Source organism: Salmonella enterica subsp. enterica serovar Typhimurium str. LT2, from assembly GCF_000006945.2.
In the GTDB taxonomy this organism is placed as follows: domain Bacteria; phylum Pseudomonadota; class Gammaproteobacteria; order Enterobacterales; family Enterobacteriaceae; genus Salmonella; species Salmonella enterica.
The window spans coordinates 4,750,648-4,765,082 of sequence record NC_003197.2; the positions used below are offsets into that span (position 1 = coordinate 4,750,648).

General features: G+C 46.8%; 14 protein-coding genes and 13 other annotated features. Of the genes, 7 read left to right on the plus strand and 7 right to left on the minus strand.

The annotated features are described in order from the left end of the window. Window positions 1-8: 8 nt before the first annotated feature. The 5 genes from STM4497 to STM4501 form a co-directional block, all read right to left on the minus strand. Window positions 9-618, minus strand: a protein-coding gene (locus STM4497) for a putative cytoplasmic protein (protein ID NP_463356.1). Within the gene, window positions 9-611 belong to an annotated coding region; the region does not span the whole gene. After that, window positions 608-1,216 (minus strand): putative inner membrane protein gene (locus STM4498; RefSeq protein ID NP_463357.1). Within the gene, window positions 608-1,210 belong to an annotated coding region; the region does not span the whole gene. Before STM4498 ends, STM4497 begins: the two co-directional genes overlap by 11 nt. Continuing rightward, window positions 613-618 (minus strand) — a ribosome-binding site (putative RBS for STM4497; RegulonDB:STMS1H004368). It overlaps the preceding gene by 6 nt. Continuing rightward, window positions 1,211-1,216, minus strand: a ribosome-binding site (putative RBS for STM4498; RegulonDB:STMS1H004369). (Lies within the gene STM4498.) Before the next feature lie 819 nt (window positions 1,217-2,035). Next, the gene (gene yeeN / locus STM4499; protein ID NP_463358.3) for a putative cytoplasmic protein occupies window positions 2,036-2,767 on the minus strand. Within the gene, window positions 2,036-2,761 belong to an annotated coding region; the region does not span the whole gene. Next, window positions 2,762-2,767, minus strand: a ribosome-binding site (putative RBS for yeeN; RegulonDB:STMS1H004370). (Overlaps the previous gene by 6 nt.) 544 nt (window positions 2,768-3,311) lie before the next feature. Then, window positions 3,312-4,949, minus strand: a protein-coding gene (gene yjhP, locus STM4500) for a putative SAM-dependent methyltransferase (RefSeq protein NP_463359.1). Within the gene, window positions 3,312-4,943 belong to an annotated coding region; the region does not span the whole gene. Then, window positions 4,944-4,949, minus strand: a ribosome-binding site (putative RBS for yjhP; RegulonDB:STMS1H004371). It overlaps the preceding gene by 6 nt. Then, the gene (locus STM4501) for a putative cytoplasmic protein (RefSeq protein NP_463360.1) occupies window positions 4,948-5,211 on the minus strand. Within the gene, window positions 4,948-5,205 belong to an annotated coding region; the region does not span the whole gene. Before STM4501 ends, yjhP begins: the two co-directional genes overlap by 2 nt. Further along, window positions 5,206-5,211, minus strand: a ribosome-binding site (putative RBS for STM4501; RegulonDB:STMS1H004372). (Overlaps the previous gene by 6 nt.) Before the next feature lie 476 nt (window positions 5,212-5,687). Next, window positions 5,688-5,693: a ribosome-binding site (putative RBS for STM4502; RegulonDB:STMS1H004373), on the plus strand. Between STM4501 and STM4502 the strand changes: the two genes are divergently transcribed. The 4 genes from STM4502 (at window position 5,688) to STM4505 (ending at window position 9,402) form a co-directional block, all read left to right on the plus strand. Then, the gene (locus STM4502; protein NP_463361.1) for a putative cytoplasmic protein occupies window positions 5,688-6,302 on the plus strand. Within the gene, window positions 5,694-6,302 belong to an annotated coding region; the region does not span the whole gene. Its footprint overlaps the feature before it by 6 nt. Before the next feature lie 506 nt (window positions 6,303-6,808). Further along, window positions 6,809-6,814 (plus strand) — a ribosome-binding site (putative RBS for STM4503; RegulonDB:STMS1H004374). Further along, window positions 6,809-7,549, plus strand: a protein-coding gene (locus tag STM4503) for a putative inner membrane protein (RefSeq protein ID NP_463362.1). Within the gene, window positions 6,812-7,549 belong to an annotated coding region; the region does not span the whole gene. (Overlaps the previous feature by 6 nt.) Before the next feature lie 268 nt (window positions 7,550-7,817). Further along, window positions 7,818-7,823: a ribosome-binding site (putative RBS for STM4504; RegulonDB:STMS1H004375), on the plus strand. Further along, window positions 7,818-8,736 (plus strand): putative cytoplasmic protein gene (locus STM4504; RefSeq protein ID NP_463363.1). Within the gene, window positions 7,825-8,736 belong to an annotated coding region; the region does not span the whole gene. It overlaps the preceding feature by 6 nt. A gap of 198 nt (window positions 8,737-8,934) precedes the next feature. Beyond that, window positions 8,935-8,940, plus strand: a ribosome-binding site (putative RBS for STM4505; RegulonDB:STMS1H004376). Further along, the gene (locus STM4505; RefSeq protein NP_463364.1) for a putative inner membrane or exported occupies window positions 8,935-9,402 on the plus strand. Within the gene, window positions 8,941-9,402 belong to an annotated coding region; the region does not span the whole gene. It overlaps the preceding feature by 6 nt. On the opposite strand, the gene STM4506 is transcribed toward STM4505, so the two are convergent. After that, entirely contained in the window at window positions 9,399-10,073 is a 675-nt protein-coding gene (locus STM4506) for a putative dienelactone hydrolase (protein NP_463365.1), read from the minus strand. The two genes, STM4505 and STM4506, sit on opposite strands and share 4 nt — an antisense overlap. A 330-nt stretch (window positions 10,074-10,403) precedes the next feature. Beyond that, window positions 10,404-10,409 (plus strand) — a ribosome-binding site (putative RBS for uxuR; RegulonDB:STMS1H004377). Between STM4506 and uxuR the strand changes: the two genes are divergently transcribed. After that, window positions 10,404-11,196 (plus strand): transcriptional repressor for uxu operon gene (gene uxuR, locus STM4507; RefSeq protein NP_463366.1). Within the gene, window positions 10,423-11,196 belong to an annotated coding region; the region does not span the whole gene. It overlaps the preceding feature by 6 nt. Here uxuR and trpS2 read toward each other — a convergent pair. Further along, window positions 11,197-12,217, minus strand: a protein-coding gene (gene trpS2, locus STM4508) for a putative tryptophanyl-tRNA synthetase (protein NP_463367.1). Within the gene, window positions 11,197-12,210 belong to an annotated coding region; the region does not span the whole gene. Beyond that, window positions 12,212-12,217 (minus strand) — a ribosome-binding site (putative RBS for trpS2; RegulonDB:STMS1H004378). It overlaps the preceding gene by 6 nt. A gap of 707 nt (window positions 12,218-12,924) precedes the next feature. Beyond that, window positions 12,925-12,930, plus strand: a ribosome-binding site (putative RBS for STM4509; RegulonDB:STMS1H004379). Here trpS2 and STM4509 point away from each other — a divergent pair. Both STM4509 and STM4510 read left to right on the plus strand, forming a co-directional pair. After that, the gene (locus STM4509) for a putative cytoplasmic protein (RefSeq protein ID NP_463368.3) occupies window positions 12,925-13,458 on the plus strand. Within the gene, window positions 12,928-13,458 belong to an annotated coding region; the region does not span the whole gene. Its footprint overlaps the feature before it by 6 nt. A 234-nt stretch (window positions 13,459-13,692) precedes the next feature. Further along, window positions 13,693-13,698 (plus strand) — a ribosome-binding site (putative RBS for STM4510; RegulonDB:STMS1H004380). Then, the gene (locus tag STM4510) for a putative aspartate racemase (protein ID NP_463369.1) occupies window positions 13,693-14,431 on the plus strand. Within the gene, window positions 13,697-14,431 belong to an annotated coding region; the region does not span the whole gene. (Overlaps the previous feature by 6 nt.) Window positions 14,432-14,435: the final 4 nt, after the last annotated feature.

Genomic DNA, 14,435 nt, shown 5'->3' on the forward strand with positions numbered 1-14,435 from the left:
TGTGCTCTTTAACGAGGATTCAATGTCGCCGCAGGCCCGCTTTCGGGTACCAGCCTGAAGGCGCGATAATAATTTCGGGAATCAATGCCCGCCAATGGGGAGAGATCGTGTCCGCTATAGGTTCCCGGATAAAACATCAGCAGGGGGGTAAAACCCATCACGTCCTGCAAGGCGCTCATCAGCTCATGGCCACGAACCAGCGGCCAGGCGTTACCCATTCCTGTCAGAATGACAAACTCTTGATTCTGAAGATCGACTTTTTTTGCTATGTAATCCGCGATCTTTTTCTGATTCAATAAGCCAACGAGTTGTTTTTTCAGCGCTTCGGTACCGACTTTCACTTCCTGCTGACAGACGCGGTCAAATAACCCACGTTCAGTGAGCATGTCGACGATGATCTGAAAGATGTTGAGGTGCGCGAACTTGTGGTCCTTTTCCAGATTACGCAACAGATACTTCAGGTGTTCACGCACCTGCAGCTCATTCTGAGCAGGATAATCAAAAATCCAGAACCCAATCTCATTACCGGAGCCGTTGTTTTTGAGAAAGCGCTCTTCGCTAATGCGGCTCTGAACCTGTGACAGGCGGTATTCAAGCACGGGATCGATCACCGTTGTCCCTCCAGAATAGAAACTAATTCTTGTTGTCCAAGGCGCTGCAAGGTCGCCTGAGTTTCTGGTAAAAGAAAGACCGACTGGAGATTACGCCGACGAGGTGTATCCAGATAACCAGCTTCAGCCAGTGCTTTGATCAAGTTGTTACCCATTTTTTTGATGGATGAATCTGAGTAACTGGTGAGTACGGGCTGCTGACGAAGATGGTTAGCCACAAACTCATCCCAGCTATCCATAGGGAGCTTTTCTTTAAATTGTCTGCACAGGTCGTTCACCACTTCAGCCAGGAAGTCTTTAACAACCGGTGAATGGAGGATCAGAGCGACGAACAGCAATTGCTGACGCTCGCGCTCGCTCCCTTCAGCAATAAGCGACCACGCCACTTTATCAAGCGTATTCAGGCGTAGTTTTATCGTTGTAGCATAGCGCTTCGCCGTATTGGCAGAGGAAGCCTGGAGAATGTTATGACCCACGATCTGCTCTTGCCAGGTTTGTTCATTGGGAGCGGTAAGCATGAGCTCAGCGATGATTCGACTTTCCCTGCTCATCAGCGGCCCGCCTAGCAGGTCTCCAATCCATGCCTTGTCGTTTTTCATCGTCATATCTACCCTCTGAAGACTGCTATGCAGCTCGCAAAAAAACAAACGATGATTGTAATGGGGGAAGGGGCGGGATGCCATGAGAAAAGGCAATTTGTGAGATGAAAGCCATTACGGAGACCGGTATTTATCCATCCCTTTGAAAAAATGATTTTTACAGTTTGTTCATTGAGTTACTGATTTGACAGATTATTCGGAACGGTAAGTCATATAAATCTTTTGTACTTCGGGGTCATCCAGGCTTTCATAAGAGATGTTCTTTTTATCTAAACCATCCAGCCCCTTGATCCCGCCAATAATAGCCAGCCAGGCACTCCGGTCTGTGATGCTCACAACGAATGGTTCCAGGTAACGATCAAGGTGCTTTTTGGATGGTTCTCCGATTTCGTCGCTGAGTGCCTTCAAATAGTAGGTAATCGGCCACGGTTCTCGCACTATGGTCTGTAGCGCGCTGGTGGAGTCACACCTGTAGTCAAGTGACGCGTAGAGCGCCAGATGAACCATTACGAGCGCAAGCAGAATTTATAAGGGCGGTGCCTTAAAGAGCACAGGGAGATTGTAAGTAGCCCGATATTGCTGGCTTTTGCTTAGCTTGCTGACGGGATTCGTCGTATGAAACATGAAAATTACCTCATGTTTTATATAAGGATTCGACACTATATCAAAACCGGTAACTCTCAATCTTTCAAAGCTATGTGTCAGATCAGGTCGTGATAAGACACATAAATTTAAAGATCTATATATCTGGCCAGATAGACTTTTTTATAACAGCTTTATAAATTAAACAAATCTGCCATAGAGACAGATTTGTTTAATTTATAATTAGAGGTTTGCAACGTTATGATATACTTTTTGCACATCATCATCATCTTCAAGGGCATCAACAAGTCCTTCAAAGATTTCTAAATCTTCTGGTGAAAGTTCAACTTCTGATTGAGCAATCATTTCTAATTCTGTTGTTGAAAATTCAGAAATTCCAGCTGCTTTTAGCGCTGCGATTCCTTTATGCAGGTCTGTAGCTTCAGTATAAATAACGATGTTTCCTTCTTCTTCGGTTACATCACGAACATCAACTTCAGCATCAAGCAAAATTTCAAAAATATGGTCAGGGTCTGTTCCTTTAAATACAATCACTCCAGTATTGTCAAACATATAGCTGACAGCACCTGCCGCTCCGATATTCCCGCCTTTTTTATTAAAAATTGTGCGGATATTAGCAATCGTACGGTTAACATTAGACGTCAACGTTTCAGCGATAACCATTGAACCATTGGGTCCAAAGCCTTCATAACGCCCTTGCACGAACGTTTCATCTCCGCCACCTTTGGCTTTATCAATAGCTTTATCAATAACATGTTTTGGAACCTGTGCTTGTTTCGCACGTTCAATAACGAATTTTAAAGCTGAGTTTGATTCCGGGTCTGGTTCACCTTGTTTAGCAGCAGCATAGATTTCTACACCAAATTTTGCATATACTTTAGACGTTGCACCGTCTTTAGCTGTTTTCTTAGCAACAATATTTGCCCATTTACGTCCCACTGGAAACATCTCCTCAAAAAATTATTTACATTAATGGCAGGTTAATAACCTGCATGTTTTTCTGCCGTATTATATCATAATATATAAATTCTCGTCTATGAGAAATAAAAACATCCAGCTTTTACGGGGGGTTACTTTGATTTTAACAATGGCTAATATGGTGGGTAAGCCATTTTTTAATTTTCTTCTGGTTCTTTTTTTATTTTTAATAATTGAATTGCAGCAATAACGTCTTATTGATGGTGGTGTCGCTCATCAGGTGAGGTGGAACGCTTGCACGTCTTGCGACATATTGTGGCAGAAACTTAATGGCGAAATTAAGAGCCTATCCCATTAGGGCTATTTTACTTGCCATTTTGGACCTGGGCAGTGCTCAAAATCCTCACGTACTACGTGTACGCTCCGGTTTTTGTGCGCTGTCCGTGTCCAAACTGGCTGCGCCAATAACGCCTGGTGGGATAGTCTCTAAGGCGATATATTCCCGCCTTGAGCCGTGTTAATTTGTTGGATACTTTTAAATGGAGGTATACCTCTTGTAGGCTATACCTCCTGCTTCACGTTATCGCGCGATTAACGCAAATACGCCCCAGCCAAAGTATTCTCGCGTCCAGGTGACGTGACGTTTGGGGGCTACCGTCAGTTCTGTTCGAACCTCTTGCGCAAACTCATCGTCAGGGTTTTCCTCCAGCCAGCGGCGCATGGTCATCCACTTCGCGGCTTCATATCTGTCCCAGCCTTGCGGGTCCGCCAGCACCATTTCCACTACGTCATAGCCGAGTTGGTCAAAAAAGGCGACCAGCTCGGGCAGGGGACGGAAATCGGCGACGGATGAGACGCCACAGGCGTGGGCGATCTCTTCCGTTGCGGGGATCCGACGCCAGTACGGTTCACCGATGAGAATGATCCCGCCAGGTTTGAGGCTTTTGGCCAGCAGATCTATTGTCCCCGCGACACCGCCCGCAATCCAGGTAGCGCCTACGCAGGCCGCCACGTCATATTTTTCCTCATCAATATAACCGGCCGCGTCGTTATGAATAAAATGTACATATTCACTGACGCCGAGCTCTTCTGCACGTTGTTTTGCCTGTGTGGTGAAGAGCGGGCTTATGTCAATGCCAGTACCTGTAACACCGTAATCGCGAGCCCAGGTGCAGAGCATCTCACCCGAACCGCTACCGAGATCGAGAATCCGCATGCCTGGTTTCATGCGTAACGCATGGCCCAGCGTGGCGTACTTTTCCGCTGTAAACGGATTATGGATACGGTGTTCGCTTTCGCTAATGGTAAAAATACGTGGGATATCCATTGGGTTATTCCTTTTACTGAGGGCAATACCCTCAGAAGTGGATACTTTTTCAACCAGCAGCGCAAACAGCTTGCCTGCAAAAGTCTCGCCGACCGGCCAGGTGTGACTGTCCGGGCGCTGCAACACAGTGAAGCCAGCATCACCAAGCAGGCTGATATATTCATCATCGCGCCAGGCCTTCATTTGACTGCCGAAACGGGTGGTACAGCCGTTTTCCGCTATCGCCCAGAACTGCGTTGAGCTGGTTTGGGCCTCTTCATCCCAGGCATTTTCCGTTAACAGCAGATGAGGCTCGGCAAGAAACAGGCCGTGCGGACAACGCTGCCAGCCTGGCTGCGCCATGCCCTGGCGTTTAACTTCATCGAAGGTATGCACTTCAACAAGCAGTTTGCCATCGGGTTTCAACCACTGAGCGCAATGACTGATGAGGCTTTGCGCATCAGCAGCGCTAAAGACATTCAGTTCCCCAAACGTCATCATAATGAAATCAAAAGGTTCCGTGGGGTGGTATGTACGAATATCCTGCTGAATGTAGTCAATATTCAGGTTTGCGGCTTGCGCCTGCTGGCGAGCCCATGTGATGGATGCCGGAGAGAAATCTACGCCTGTGCAGTGAAACCCACGCTCCGCTAACAGGCGGGTATAAAAACCGGGGCCACAGCCGAGATCCAGAATGCGGGCGCCAGCGGGTAACTGACGGGTAATCCATGTTACCTGTTGCTCAATCACGGTTAGCCGGCGGCTGGCCCAGTCGTGGTCCTGCGACAGATGATTTTCCAGCATGCGTTGGCTGAAGGCTGGCTCGTCCCAGGGGATTTTGCCTTCATCGGGTAATAGCCGAATGCGATGCGTTGCAAAAATAACGGCGCTGATATCCATCATCATCTCCTTAGCGATTGTCAGGCTGGGCGCGAACGTTGTTCAGCCCGGTTGTATTAATGCGGTAGGGCTGACCGTTAACGGATTTGATCAGCTTTTTGGTTTTGAGTTTTTTGAATACAGCGAGCGTGCAATCGGCGAGCAACAGCCCTTCGCGGCTATAGCACTCAACGGCGGTGACGCGGCCTGACGCATCGCGGATGTGCGTAATGCGTCCGCCTTTGGCGAGAACGTGTAAGGTACGTTGTTCCTGACGGGATAAATTCATACTGAAGAACCTGTTTAATCATCATAGGCTAAACGTGCAAACACACTGCGGTGTCCGCATTCGATTTCGGCGCATTGATAATCAGTCCGGCCTGAAAAGGTCGGGTAACTGATTATCAGATGATGACATTCTCCAGCATCAAAGCCTCGGGTTGAGTTGAAAGGTATTTACGTCGTGAATGATAACACCTGATTTCTGTAAGTGAATAACCGGGAGTGAAAAGTGTGATCTCAAAGGGAGGCTCATGACGTTTAGCGTATCAGATGAATAGCTCCCGCAATTACCATAATGAATATTGATTAAACTCATATACCCGATAATGACCGCTTTGATAGTCTCGGCGTATCTTTTTAGCCATTGACAGGGTTGTTGCGTTGGAAATCTTTTTTTAACCAACTGAAAAATATCACTTAAATATTTTTCATACATAAACATTTATGGTCCGCTGAGTTCGGATCCGGTTTTGTATGGGTTAAAAAAGGTACGTTATGAAAGTCATATGGACTGTCACTCCTGTGGGGTATCAGCGCATAGCGAAACGTTGCCCTTCATGCAGCGTAAAACGGGACTTCACGCCTTCTGGGGCATTTCGGGTTAATTCGCAAAAGAAGGTACTCGATGTCTGGAGTATCTATAAATGCACACACTGCGATTACACCTGGAATATCTCCCTGTTCTCACGCCTACCAGTCAGCAAAATTAACCGCGATCTTTATTGCCGGCTGATGGCGAATGATGCTGCCACGGTGCAATATTTTGCTTATGACAACGCGATCCTGAAGCGAAACAATGCTGAATTATCGGGGCAGCCTGATTTTCACATTCAGGAACGGTGGCTGGTCAGTATCGCCTCCCACAAGCAGGTCAGTGTTAGCGTCAGGATTTCCCGTTCTTTTCAGGTCAGCCTGCTGTCGATTTTGAAGAAGCAACTCCTGCTAAGCGCAGCCGAAATCAAGAGACGGATTGAAACAGGGCAAATAAGTGGCGTCACGATGAAAATGCTTAAATCGCGAAAACTGAAGAATGCGAAATATGATTTGCAGCTCTCAGTTGAAACACTGTATGACCGGCGAAGGATTGTTCTGACCTGTCGATAAAAATAATAAGCTCACCTTACGTTTAAGTGTGCTGGTATGGCAACGACGCAACGGAATGAAAGAAGGATTAAGGGACAGGTGAGCTTTAGTTGAATAACGCTTGTCTGTGGCATTCAGTGAAGGCTGAATGCCATGGATAATCCAGATTTTCGCACCAGTGATGATATTGTATGGATTCTTTGCGCAAGCCAGCAGAATGACAAAGGGCGATGGGTTACAATTATCTGTAGAGTAAACAAAAGGAATATAATGTGGCGCTATACAATATCTCTGAGAAAATACTGACTACCCTTGAAAAAACATCTTTCACCATCGAAAGGCTGCAGGAACGCTATGATCTTCAGGAGGCTATCAAGAAGAATATTGATATTGTCGCGCCGGGCTGCCTTGTCATATCCGAAGAATTCTCTGATTGGGAGGATAGTCGGCGGAGGATTGATTTATTAGCGATTGACAAGCAGGCCAATTTGGTTGTCATTGAACTGAAACGTGATGAAATCGGCGCGCATATGGAACTGCAGGCGCTAAGGTATGCGGCAATGATTTCAACGATGAGTTTTGCGAAAGCATGCGAATATTATCAGGCATATCTTTGGAAGCATGGGATCGATGAGAATGCAAAAGAGAAGTTACTGGATTTTGTGGAGTTAGAAGAAAACGAACTCGCTGATTTTGGTAAAGATATTCGCATCGTTCTGGCATCAGCGGATTTCAGTAAAGAATTAACGACAACCGCAATATGGCTAAGAGATAAAGGTGTCGATATTCGCTGTGTTCGCTTAACGCCTTACAACTTTAAGGGTGAAGTGCTGATTAATGCTGAACAAATAATACCAGTCCCTGAACTGGAAGAATATCAGGTCAGATTCAGAGAGAAACGCACGGAACAAATTATTAGCAGTCAAAAGTCGGAGAGGGATTATTCCTTATATAAATATAAAGGAAAAACCTTCAATAAACGGAAGCTTGCACTTGAACTTTTCACTGACTGGATTAATAAACATAATCCTGCGAATATAGATGATCTCAAGAATAAATTGAGTGAAGACTTACAGAAAAGAACAGTAGCACTGGTTGAGCAGATCCCTGAAAAAAGGAAAAACAGATATCATATGCAGGAAGATGCGTTGATTGAGTTGCCGTCCGGTGAGCGTATTGCTATATCGAATCAATGGGGGTTAGGGACTATAGAACTGCTTATTGATTTTGTTCGTCAGGATAATTTTGTAGTTGAAAAAGTAGGTTGACAGGAAGTAATAATAAAATAGATCCCATTCATTAATGGGATCTCACGTTTCATCCGATACGAAGACCATGGTCTCTTTGTCAGTAGCGTCATAATTACGCAAGCCTCTTTACTTTGCTTATCATTTATATTTAATGTAAATATTCACGCAACACCATTAAAAAATAAGAAAAAATGGCTCACTGTTGAACTGATATTAATACCTGAACCACTGAATTAGAGTAATGTGGCGCTATTCATAGCGTAATTTTTTCTGTTGCGGTTACAGGGGGAGGAATGCACACCTTTAGACCATACTCACTAAGGCATAGCGATCTGTTATATGAAGATATTCCGTTAGAAATACGCGAGCAAATAATCTTATTGATTATCAATACGCTAGGAAACTGCTCCTCTTTTTATGATATGACATTATACTGCTATCATAATAGTCATTCTGACGAAGTTTATCGAAGAATATGTAAAACGTTGCGCAAAGAGTATGGCTTATTCACCTTATATGCGCATTCAACGTCATATCTGGATGAAATGAGTAATCTGTTATTAAAAACAGATGATAAAAGAAAGCATATTGATACCATTGAGCTTGCTTTTAACTATATAGATACCTACCTTCGGACCTATGAAGTTACGCTTGGGTTAGAACCGGATAAGGCGATTAGTGAATTAAATAATATATTTCATGAGCATAGTTTAAAATATCGATATGAAAATGGTAGGATTGTAAGGTTGCGCAGAATAAAACGGCTTAAAAACATATGTTATTATTTGTACTCCCCTGGAGAGTATGGCTTTGTCGAATATGATCTTATGGAAGCGTATAATCGCCTGATGCTTAATGATTTTGCCTGTGTCGTAAAGGAATGTCATGCAGTCTTCAGAAGCGTTCTTCTCAGAATTCATGAGAGAAAAGGTATCGTATATCATGAACAAGATAGTTTAAATACCTTAATGACTAATCTGATGGCGAGAGGCGTTATATCTGCTGAATATGCACATAAATTTCATTTTTTAAGTAACGTGCTGGAGTCAGAAATATTTCTGCCGATGGCGCCAGAAAAATCGCATCATCACTACGCAATGATGCTCCGTATCTCTGAAGAGTTGGCCTGTAGTATCTATTATCTTACTGAGCGGAGTATATTTTTTCTTACCCAGCGGGCTGAAGAAGACAGTGTCGCGCCATAATAATGATCGCGCTGTCGCTCAGTCAGACTGGATCATCGTTATTTAAATTTGTTCAGACGTCGGAATTTTTTGTTCTGCCGTCTGTTTTTTTAGTGATGAGCTGTTCAGTGCAATAATAAGGGGTACAGTACGATGACTGATTTTTAAACTGCATATCATCTGTGTCGCATTTACTCATGGGTATTGGGTCAGGGAGAGAGAAGAATGAGCACTATTTTAAAGCCTTTTTTATTGGCGGTAACCCTGATGTTAATCTTAATAAGGCCTGGCTTTGCAACGGAGGATGGAGCGATAACCATGGTTAAAACCTACAGCGCTTATGACTATTTGCAGACCCGAGCGCGGTTGATGCACGCTGTCGCCGATCACGGTCTGGTGTTATTTGGGGAATTTGACCATGCCAGAGCGGCACAGAATGTTAACCTGAAAATGCCGCCGACAACGGTTCTGGTCTTTGGCAATCCTAAAGGCGGAACGCCTCTCATGCTGGCGCATCCCGAACTGGCGCTGGATTTACCGTTTCGGGTGCTCATTAGCCAGCAAGCCGATGGGCGAACGTTAGTCAGTTATCATCCCGCTGAAACGCTGCAACGTTATGGTCTTGATGCCGCAGACATACAGGCTTTGAAAAAACTGGAACAGCTCGTTGAAAAAAGTCTCCACTAAAGCTGAAAATCGGGCGATGTGTTTGCACAAGTGATGTCGCGAATAAATGCGGTCACATCGTCCATTACCTGATGCGATAAGGCGGCATCGAAGGTGGCGCTATCAGCATCACAGAACCCGTGCCGCGCATCGTACATTTTACACTGCACCCGGGGGCGCTTTTCCAGCGCCTGCCGCATGGCGAGGGGATCAAACGCTGGCTCATAACGCGCGACAATAACCAGTGTCGGACAGAGAGGCGCAAGATGAAGGTACTGGCGTATACGGGAACCGTAATAGCAAACGACGCCATCGCATAACCCACTGGCTGCACTTAGCCATGCGAGCGTTGCGCCGACGCTATATCCTACGACGATTAGCGTCTCGTACTGCGTTCTGAGATCGTGGAGTAATGTGGTAACGACGGCGGGATCAAAGCCGACATTTGCTGAAAAGTGACGGTAAGCCTCCTCCTGCTGTTCATAGCGAAAGGGGGTATGGTGAGGAAACAGCGCGGGAATATAGATGTCGAATCCGCGCGTCATCCATTCATGGCCTGCGCGTTGGATATGAGCGTTAATACCATAAATTTCATGCAGAATAATCGCTGCCCGGCGATGGCGGCTCGACAAACTGGAGGCGTTGCTTCCCCCGGATACGCCTGGGGCGAAAAACACGGTGTCTTTTATCATAACGCGTTCTTGATACAAAGAGAGCGGCTGGATTTTCGCCGATCACGCTATGTCAGAGGCATTATTCCTGTCAATGTACAGACACATTTTATGGCCTGATTTTTGGTTGATAAATTTTATATTGGTAAACCAATATGCTGTTCATATTCAGGCATCAGGGCTAAAGGTGGAACATCAGTCGTGTATTGTCTATTGCCTTTCCTTTCATCTGGCCTCACTAGCGAAACGGCGCGCATTATTATTTTGTTGGTTGACCAGTTTCGCGTTTTTGGTGTGCTACGCGTGCTATCCCTCTTTACAAATGCTATAGTCTGATACCGGGAAATCGCATCGGACGGGCACGACCAATATGAAATCAAACACTTCTCAGCAAAGACCTTACCAGGAAGTGGGCGCAATGATACGGGATCTGATTGTTCAGACGCCGTACCGCCCCGGGGAGCGCTTGCCGCCGGAAAGAGAGATCGCTGAGAGGCTCAATGTGACGCGTACCGTCGTGCGTGAAGCGCTGATCATGCTGGAAATTAAAGGTCTGGTTGAAGTCCGCCGCGGCGCCGGGATCTACGTGCTCGACAGCGCGGATAATAACGAGATGGAAGGCGCTGACGTCAATCACTGTAATGACGCCGGGCCTTTTGAACTGTTGCAGGCGCGTCAGTTGCTGGAAAGCAATATCGCTGAATTTGCCGCTCTGCAGGCCACCCGCGAAGACATCATTAAAATGCGCCAGGCGTTACAACTGGAAGAGCGAGAGCTCGCCTCCAGCGCGCCGGGCGGCTCAGAAAGCGGCGATATGCAGTTTCATCTGGCCATTGCCGAAGCGACCCATAACAGTATGTTGGTAGAGCTCTTCCGTCAGTCCTGGCAATGGCGTGAAAATAATCCGATGTGGCTCCAGCTTCATAGCCATCTGGGCGATACGCTTTACCGTAAGGAGTGGCTGGTCGATCATAAGCAGATCCTCGCGGCGTTAATTAAGAAAGACGCCCGCGCAGCGAAGCTGGCGATGTGGCAGCACCTGGAAAACGTGAAGCAGCGTCTGCTGGAGTTTTCCAATGTTGATGACATCTACTTTGATGGCTATCTGTTTGAGTCATGGCCGCTGGACAACGTTGATGCCTGATTATACCTGGAATAGCGTGGGCAGACCCAGTCCACGTTTTACTTCCTGTAGCGTCTTTTGAGTGACCTCATGGGCCCGCTCGCTACCTTTTTTCAGTAATTCCATTAGCATTCCCTTATCTGCAATAAAGGTTGCCCGTCGTTCGCGTATGGGCGCGATCAGTTCTTGCAGGCAGGTCTCCAGCTCATTTTTACAGACACGGTCGCCTAATCCGCCTTGTTGATAATGTGCTTTCATCGCCGCGACTTTGGCTTTATCCGGATGAAACGCATCCAGCCACGTAAAGACGACGTTACCTTCTATTTTTCCCGGATCGCTAATTTTTAAATGATTGGGATCGGTGTACATCGCGCTGACCGCACGGTGGATGGTCTCTTCGCTGGCGGAAAGAAGCAGGGTATTGCCGAGCGATTTCGACATCTTGGCGCTGCCGTCAATGCCGGGCAGACGACCCGTATCGCTCAGGAGCGCCTGACAGGGTCGCAATACCGGCGAGGAGAAAAGACTATTCATCTTATGAACGATCTCATTCGTTTGCTCAATCATGGGCAATTGGTCGTCGCCAACCGGTACCATTTCGGCCTTAAAGGCGGTGATATCTGCCGCCTGGCTAATGGGATACGCCATGAACCCGACCGGCAGGGAACGGGTAAAGCCTTTTTGGGCAATCTCATTTTTTACCGTAGGATTACGCTCCACTCGGGCGACGGTAACAATATTCATATACAGCACCGTTAATTCGGCGAGGGCGGGTAACGCGGATTGCAGGCAGATCGTCGTCAGCGTGGGATCGATGCCGACGGCCAGATAGTCAGCTAACACTTGCGGAATATTATCGCGGATTTTTTGCGGATTACTGCCGTTATCGGTGAGTCCCTGCAGGTCGGCAATCAGGACATACTGTTGGTGATCCTGCTGTAGCGCGACGCGCTGGCGCAGTGAACCGACATAATGGCCGAGGTGCAGCGAGCCGGTGGGGCGATCGCCAGTCAGAATGATAGGAAGGGTGTTCATTAAGGACTCCTTTATGCTTACTGTAAAGCCGAAAGACGTCCCGAAACGCAGTAGCCGCCTTTCGGCGGCTACTTAAAGAGGGATAGTGATCCGTGCCGCCTTCAGGAAGGCAGCCACCAGCGGAGATGACGTTGCGTAGCGTTGGATCGTTTCGTGTTCATGTGATCTAACGTATCACGACTAAACGTAAGGGTAAAGCGGCTGGCGTATCGTCCGGGCATAAAGTCATATCGCCTGAACAGATAACATCTCACTGACTTTGAAACGCGATTTTATAATTTGCTGCCCAAAAATACGTGGCGCTGAAAGGCGCATTTTTGATGCAAATCATTTATTACTGTGATAACACTGCGCGCGATAAAAACATTAAATATATTCACATAGTAAATATGTTCTATTGGAATGGTTGTTTTCGATATGACAAAAGTCTAAAAAACCCATTGATGTGAAAAGGAATAAGAATTGTCTATATTCCGATTCGGTGGAATTAAGTAATTTCTCGGATAAAAATAAGAAATGATATTGATATTTCTTTTTTGATATGGTTCTTATAGCGGCTATGGTTATTCAGGAAACGATGCTTGAATGCCTGGCGTAATAGATTTCAGGTCAGTAGCGCTATTGTAAAATGGATTGTTGATGGCAGAAGGTATTTAGCAAGAATCCAGTTATAGCAGATTGTCGGTATTTAATCTGGTATACAGAGACACCAACGAAATGGCTGGAAAATGGAACGTTCTTTCATTGTTGGCGTTCCGTCCTTGTCAGCCTGCTTTGCCGCATGATAATCACGGAGGGGGGATGGACGCCATCTATTTAAAACTGGACGGTATTGAAGGCGAAAGCCGGATCAAAGGTTTTGAAAACCAAATAAAACTTATTGCTTACAACCACAACCCGACAAAACGGGAGTCCGGCGAAGCGAGAGGGACATATATTGGAGGGTTGACGCTGACAAAGCCAGTCGATCTTGCTACACCAGGCCTCTATGAGCACTATTGTAACGGGAAAACGGTGAAAGAAGGCGTGCTGACATTATGCCGTCGTGATAAGGGCGCAATGCTGCCATTTATTATTTATACGCTCACCAATGTGCGAATTTCACGCATGAGCAATCATGGAGACGCCGAAGGCAGCGCCACGGAGACCGTGGATTTGGTTTATAGCCATATTCGCTGGGATATTCCCGCATTAGCGTCGAAAAGCAAAACACGGCGGCCTCTTCACCGACAGGCGCTGTGGCGATGAGGACAAAACAAGCTTGCGGACTCGCAGTGGGCGATGCTGTATAGCGAAATGGCATTTAGCGGCTTGCGAAGGCTGATGAGCGCTCATGTAACCAATCGATTGCCTGAAAAGGCGATAACGCGTGGCCCTTACACCCGTTATGATTTTTACGCATAGCCGCTAATAAAACGGCATTTTTTATATACACATCAAGTTGATAGTGTGTTTCTGACCTTGACGTAAATAAGCGGGAAAAGCGATGAAACACACCATTGGGATACTGGGGGGGATGGGACCTGCGGCAACGGCGGATATGTTGGAAAAATTTGTTGAATTGCGACATGCCAGTTGTGATCAACAACACATCCCGCTCATTGTCAGCTCTATCCCTGATATTCCCGATCGTACAGCATGTCTGTTATCCGGCGGGCCTTCGCCATACCGTTATCTGGAGCGTTATCTGCATATGCTGGAAGACGCCGGGGCGGAGTGTATCGTTATCCCATGCAACACTGCGCATTATTGGTTTGATGATTTACAGAACGTCGCGAAAGCGCGAATGATCAGCATCCTGGACGCTACCCTGGGGGATATTCCGCCATCGGCGCGGCACGTTGGGCTGCTGGCGACCAATGCGACGCTGGCGACCGGGTTATATCAAAAGAAAGCGCTGGCGCGGGGGCTGACGTTAATTCAGCCAGAAGACGCGGGGCAGGCGTTGGTAATGCAGGCTATTTATACGCTTAAACGTGGCGATAAAACTGCGGCGCAAGCGCTGCTGCTGCCGCAAATCGATAGCCTTATTGCCCGTGGCGCTCAGGCAATTATCATGGGGTGTACCGAAATTCCGCTTATTGTGGCCGGACATGAACGCGCGATAGCGTGCCCGATGATTGATTCCACAGCGTCGCTGGTGCGCGCGGCGATTCGTTGGTATGAGTCCTGGCCAGACACCCGCGCCTCTTTGACCGGGGAGCAACGCCTTACCGCCTGAGGTG

What these genes read in the sequence shown, in the direction of transcription:
- STM4498 (NP_463357.1), bottom strand. Translation starts at nt 1,210, where the DNA reads ATGAAAAACGACAAGGCATGGATTGGAGACCTGCTAGGCGGGCCGCTG.
- yeeN (NP_463358.3), bottom strand. Translation starts at nt 2,761, where the DNA reads ATGTTTCCAGTGGGACGTAAATGGGCAAATATTGTTGCTAAGAAAACA.
- yjhP (NP_463359.1), bottom strand. Translation starts at nt 4,943, where the DNA reads ATGATGATGGATATCAGCGCCGTTATTTTTGCAACGCATCGCATTCGG.
- STM4501 (NP_463360.1), bottom strand. Translation starts at nt 5,205, where the DNA reads ATGAATTTATCCCGTCAGGAACAACGTACCTTACACGTTCTCGCCAAA.
- STM4502 (NP_463361.1), top strand. Translation starts at nt 5,694, where the DNA reads ATGAAAGTCATATGGACTGTCACTCCTGTGGGGTATCAGCGCATAGCG.
- STM4503 (NP_463362.1), top strand. Translation starts at nt 6,812, where the DNA reads ATGGAACTGCAGGCGCTAAGGTATGCGGCAATGATTTCAACGATGAGT.
- STM4504 (NP_463363.1), top strand. Translation starts at nt 7,825, where the DNA reads ATGCACACCTTTAGACCATACTCACTAAGGCATAGCGATCTGTTATAT.
- STM4505 (NP_463364.1), top strand. Translation starts at nt 8,941, where the DNA reads ATGAGCACTATTTTAAAGCCTTTTTTATTGGCGGTAACCCTGATGTTA.
- STM4506 (NP_463365.1), bottom strand. Translation starts at nt 10,073, where the DNA reads ATGATAAAAGACACCGTGTTTTTCGCCCCAGGCGTATCCGGGGGAAGC.
- uxuR (NP_463366.1), top strand. Translation starts at nt 10,423, where the DNA reads ATGAAATCAAACACTTCTCAGCAAAGACCTTACCAGGAAGTGGGCGCA.
- trpS2 (NP_463367.1), bottom strand. Translation starts at nt 12,210, where the DNA reads ATGAACACCCTTCCTATCATTCTGACTGGCGATCGCCCCACCGGCTCG.
- STM4509 (NP_463368.3), top strand. Translation starts at nt 12,928, where the DNA reads ATGGCTGGAAAATGGAACGTTCTTTCATTGTTGGCGTTCCGTCCTTGT.
- STM4510 (NP_463369.1), top strand. Translation starts at nt 13,697, where the DNA reads ATGAAACACACCATTGGGATACTGGGGGGGATGGGACCTGCGGCAACG.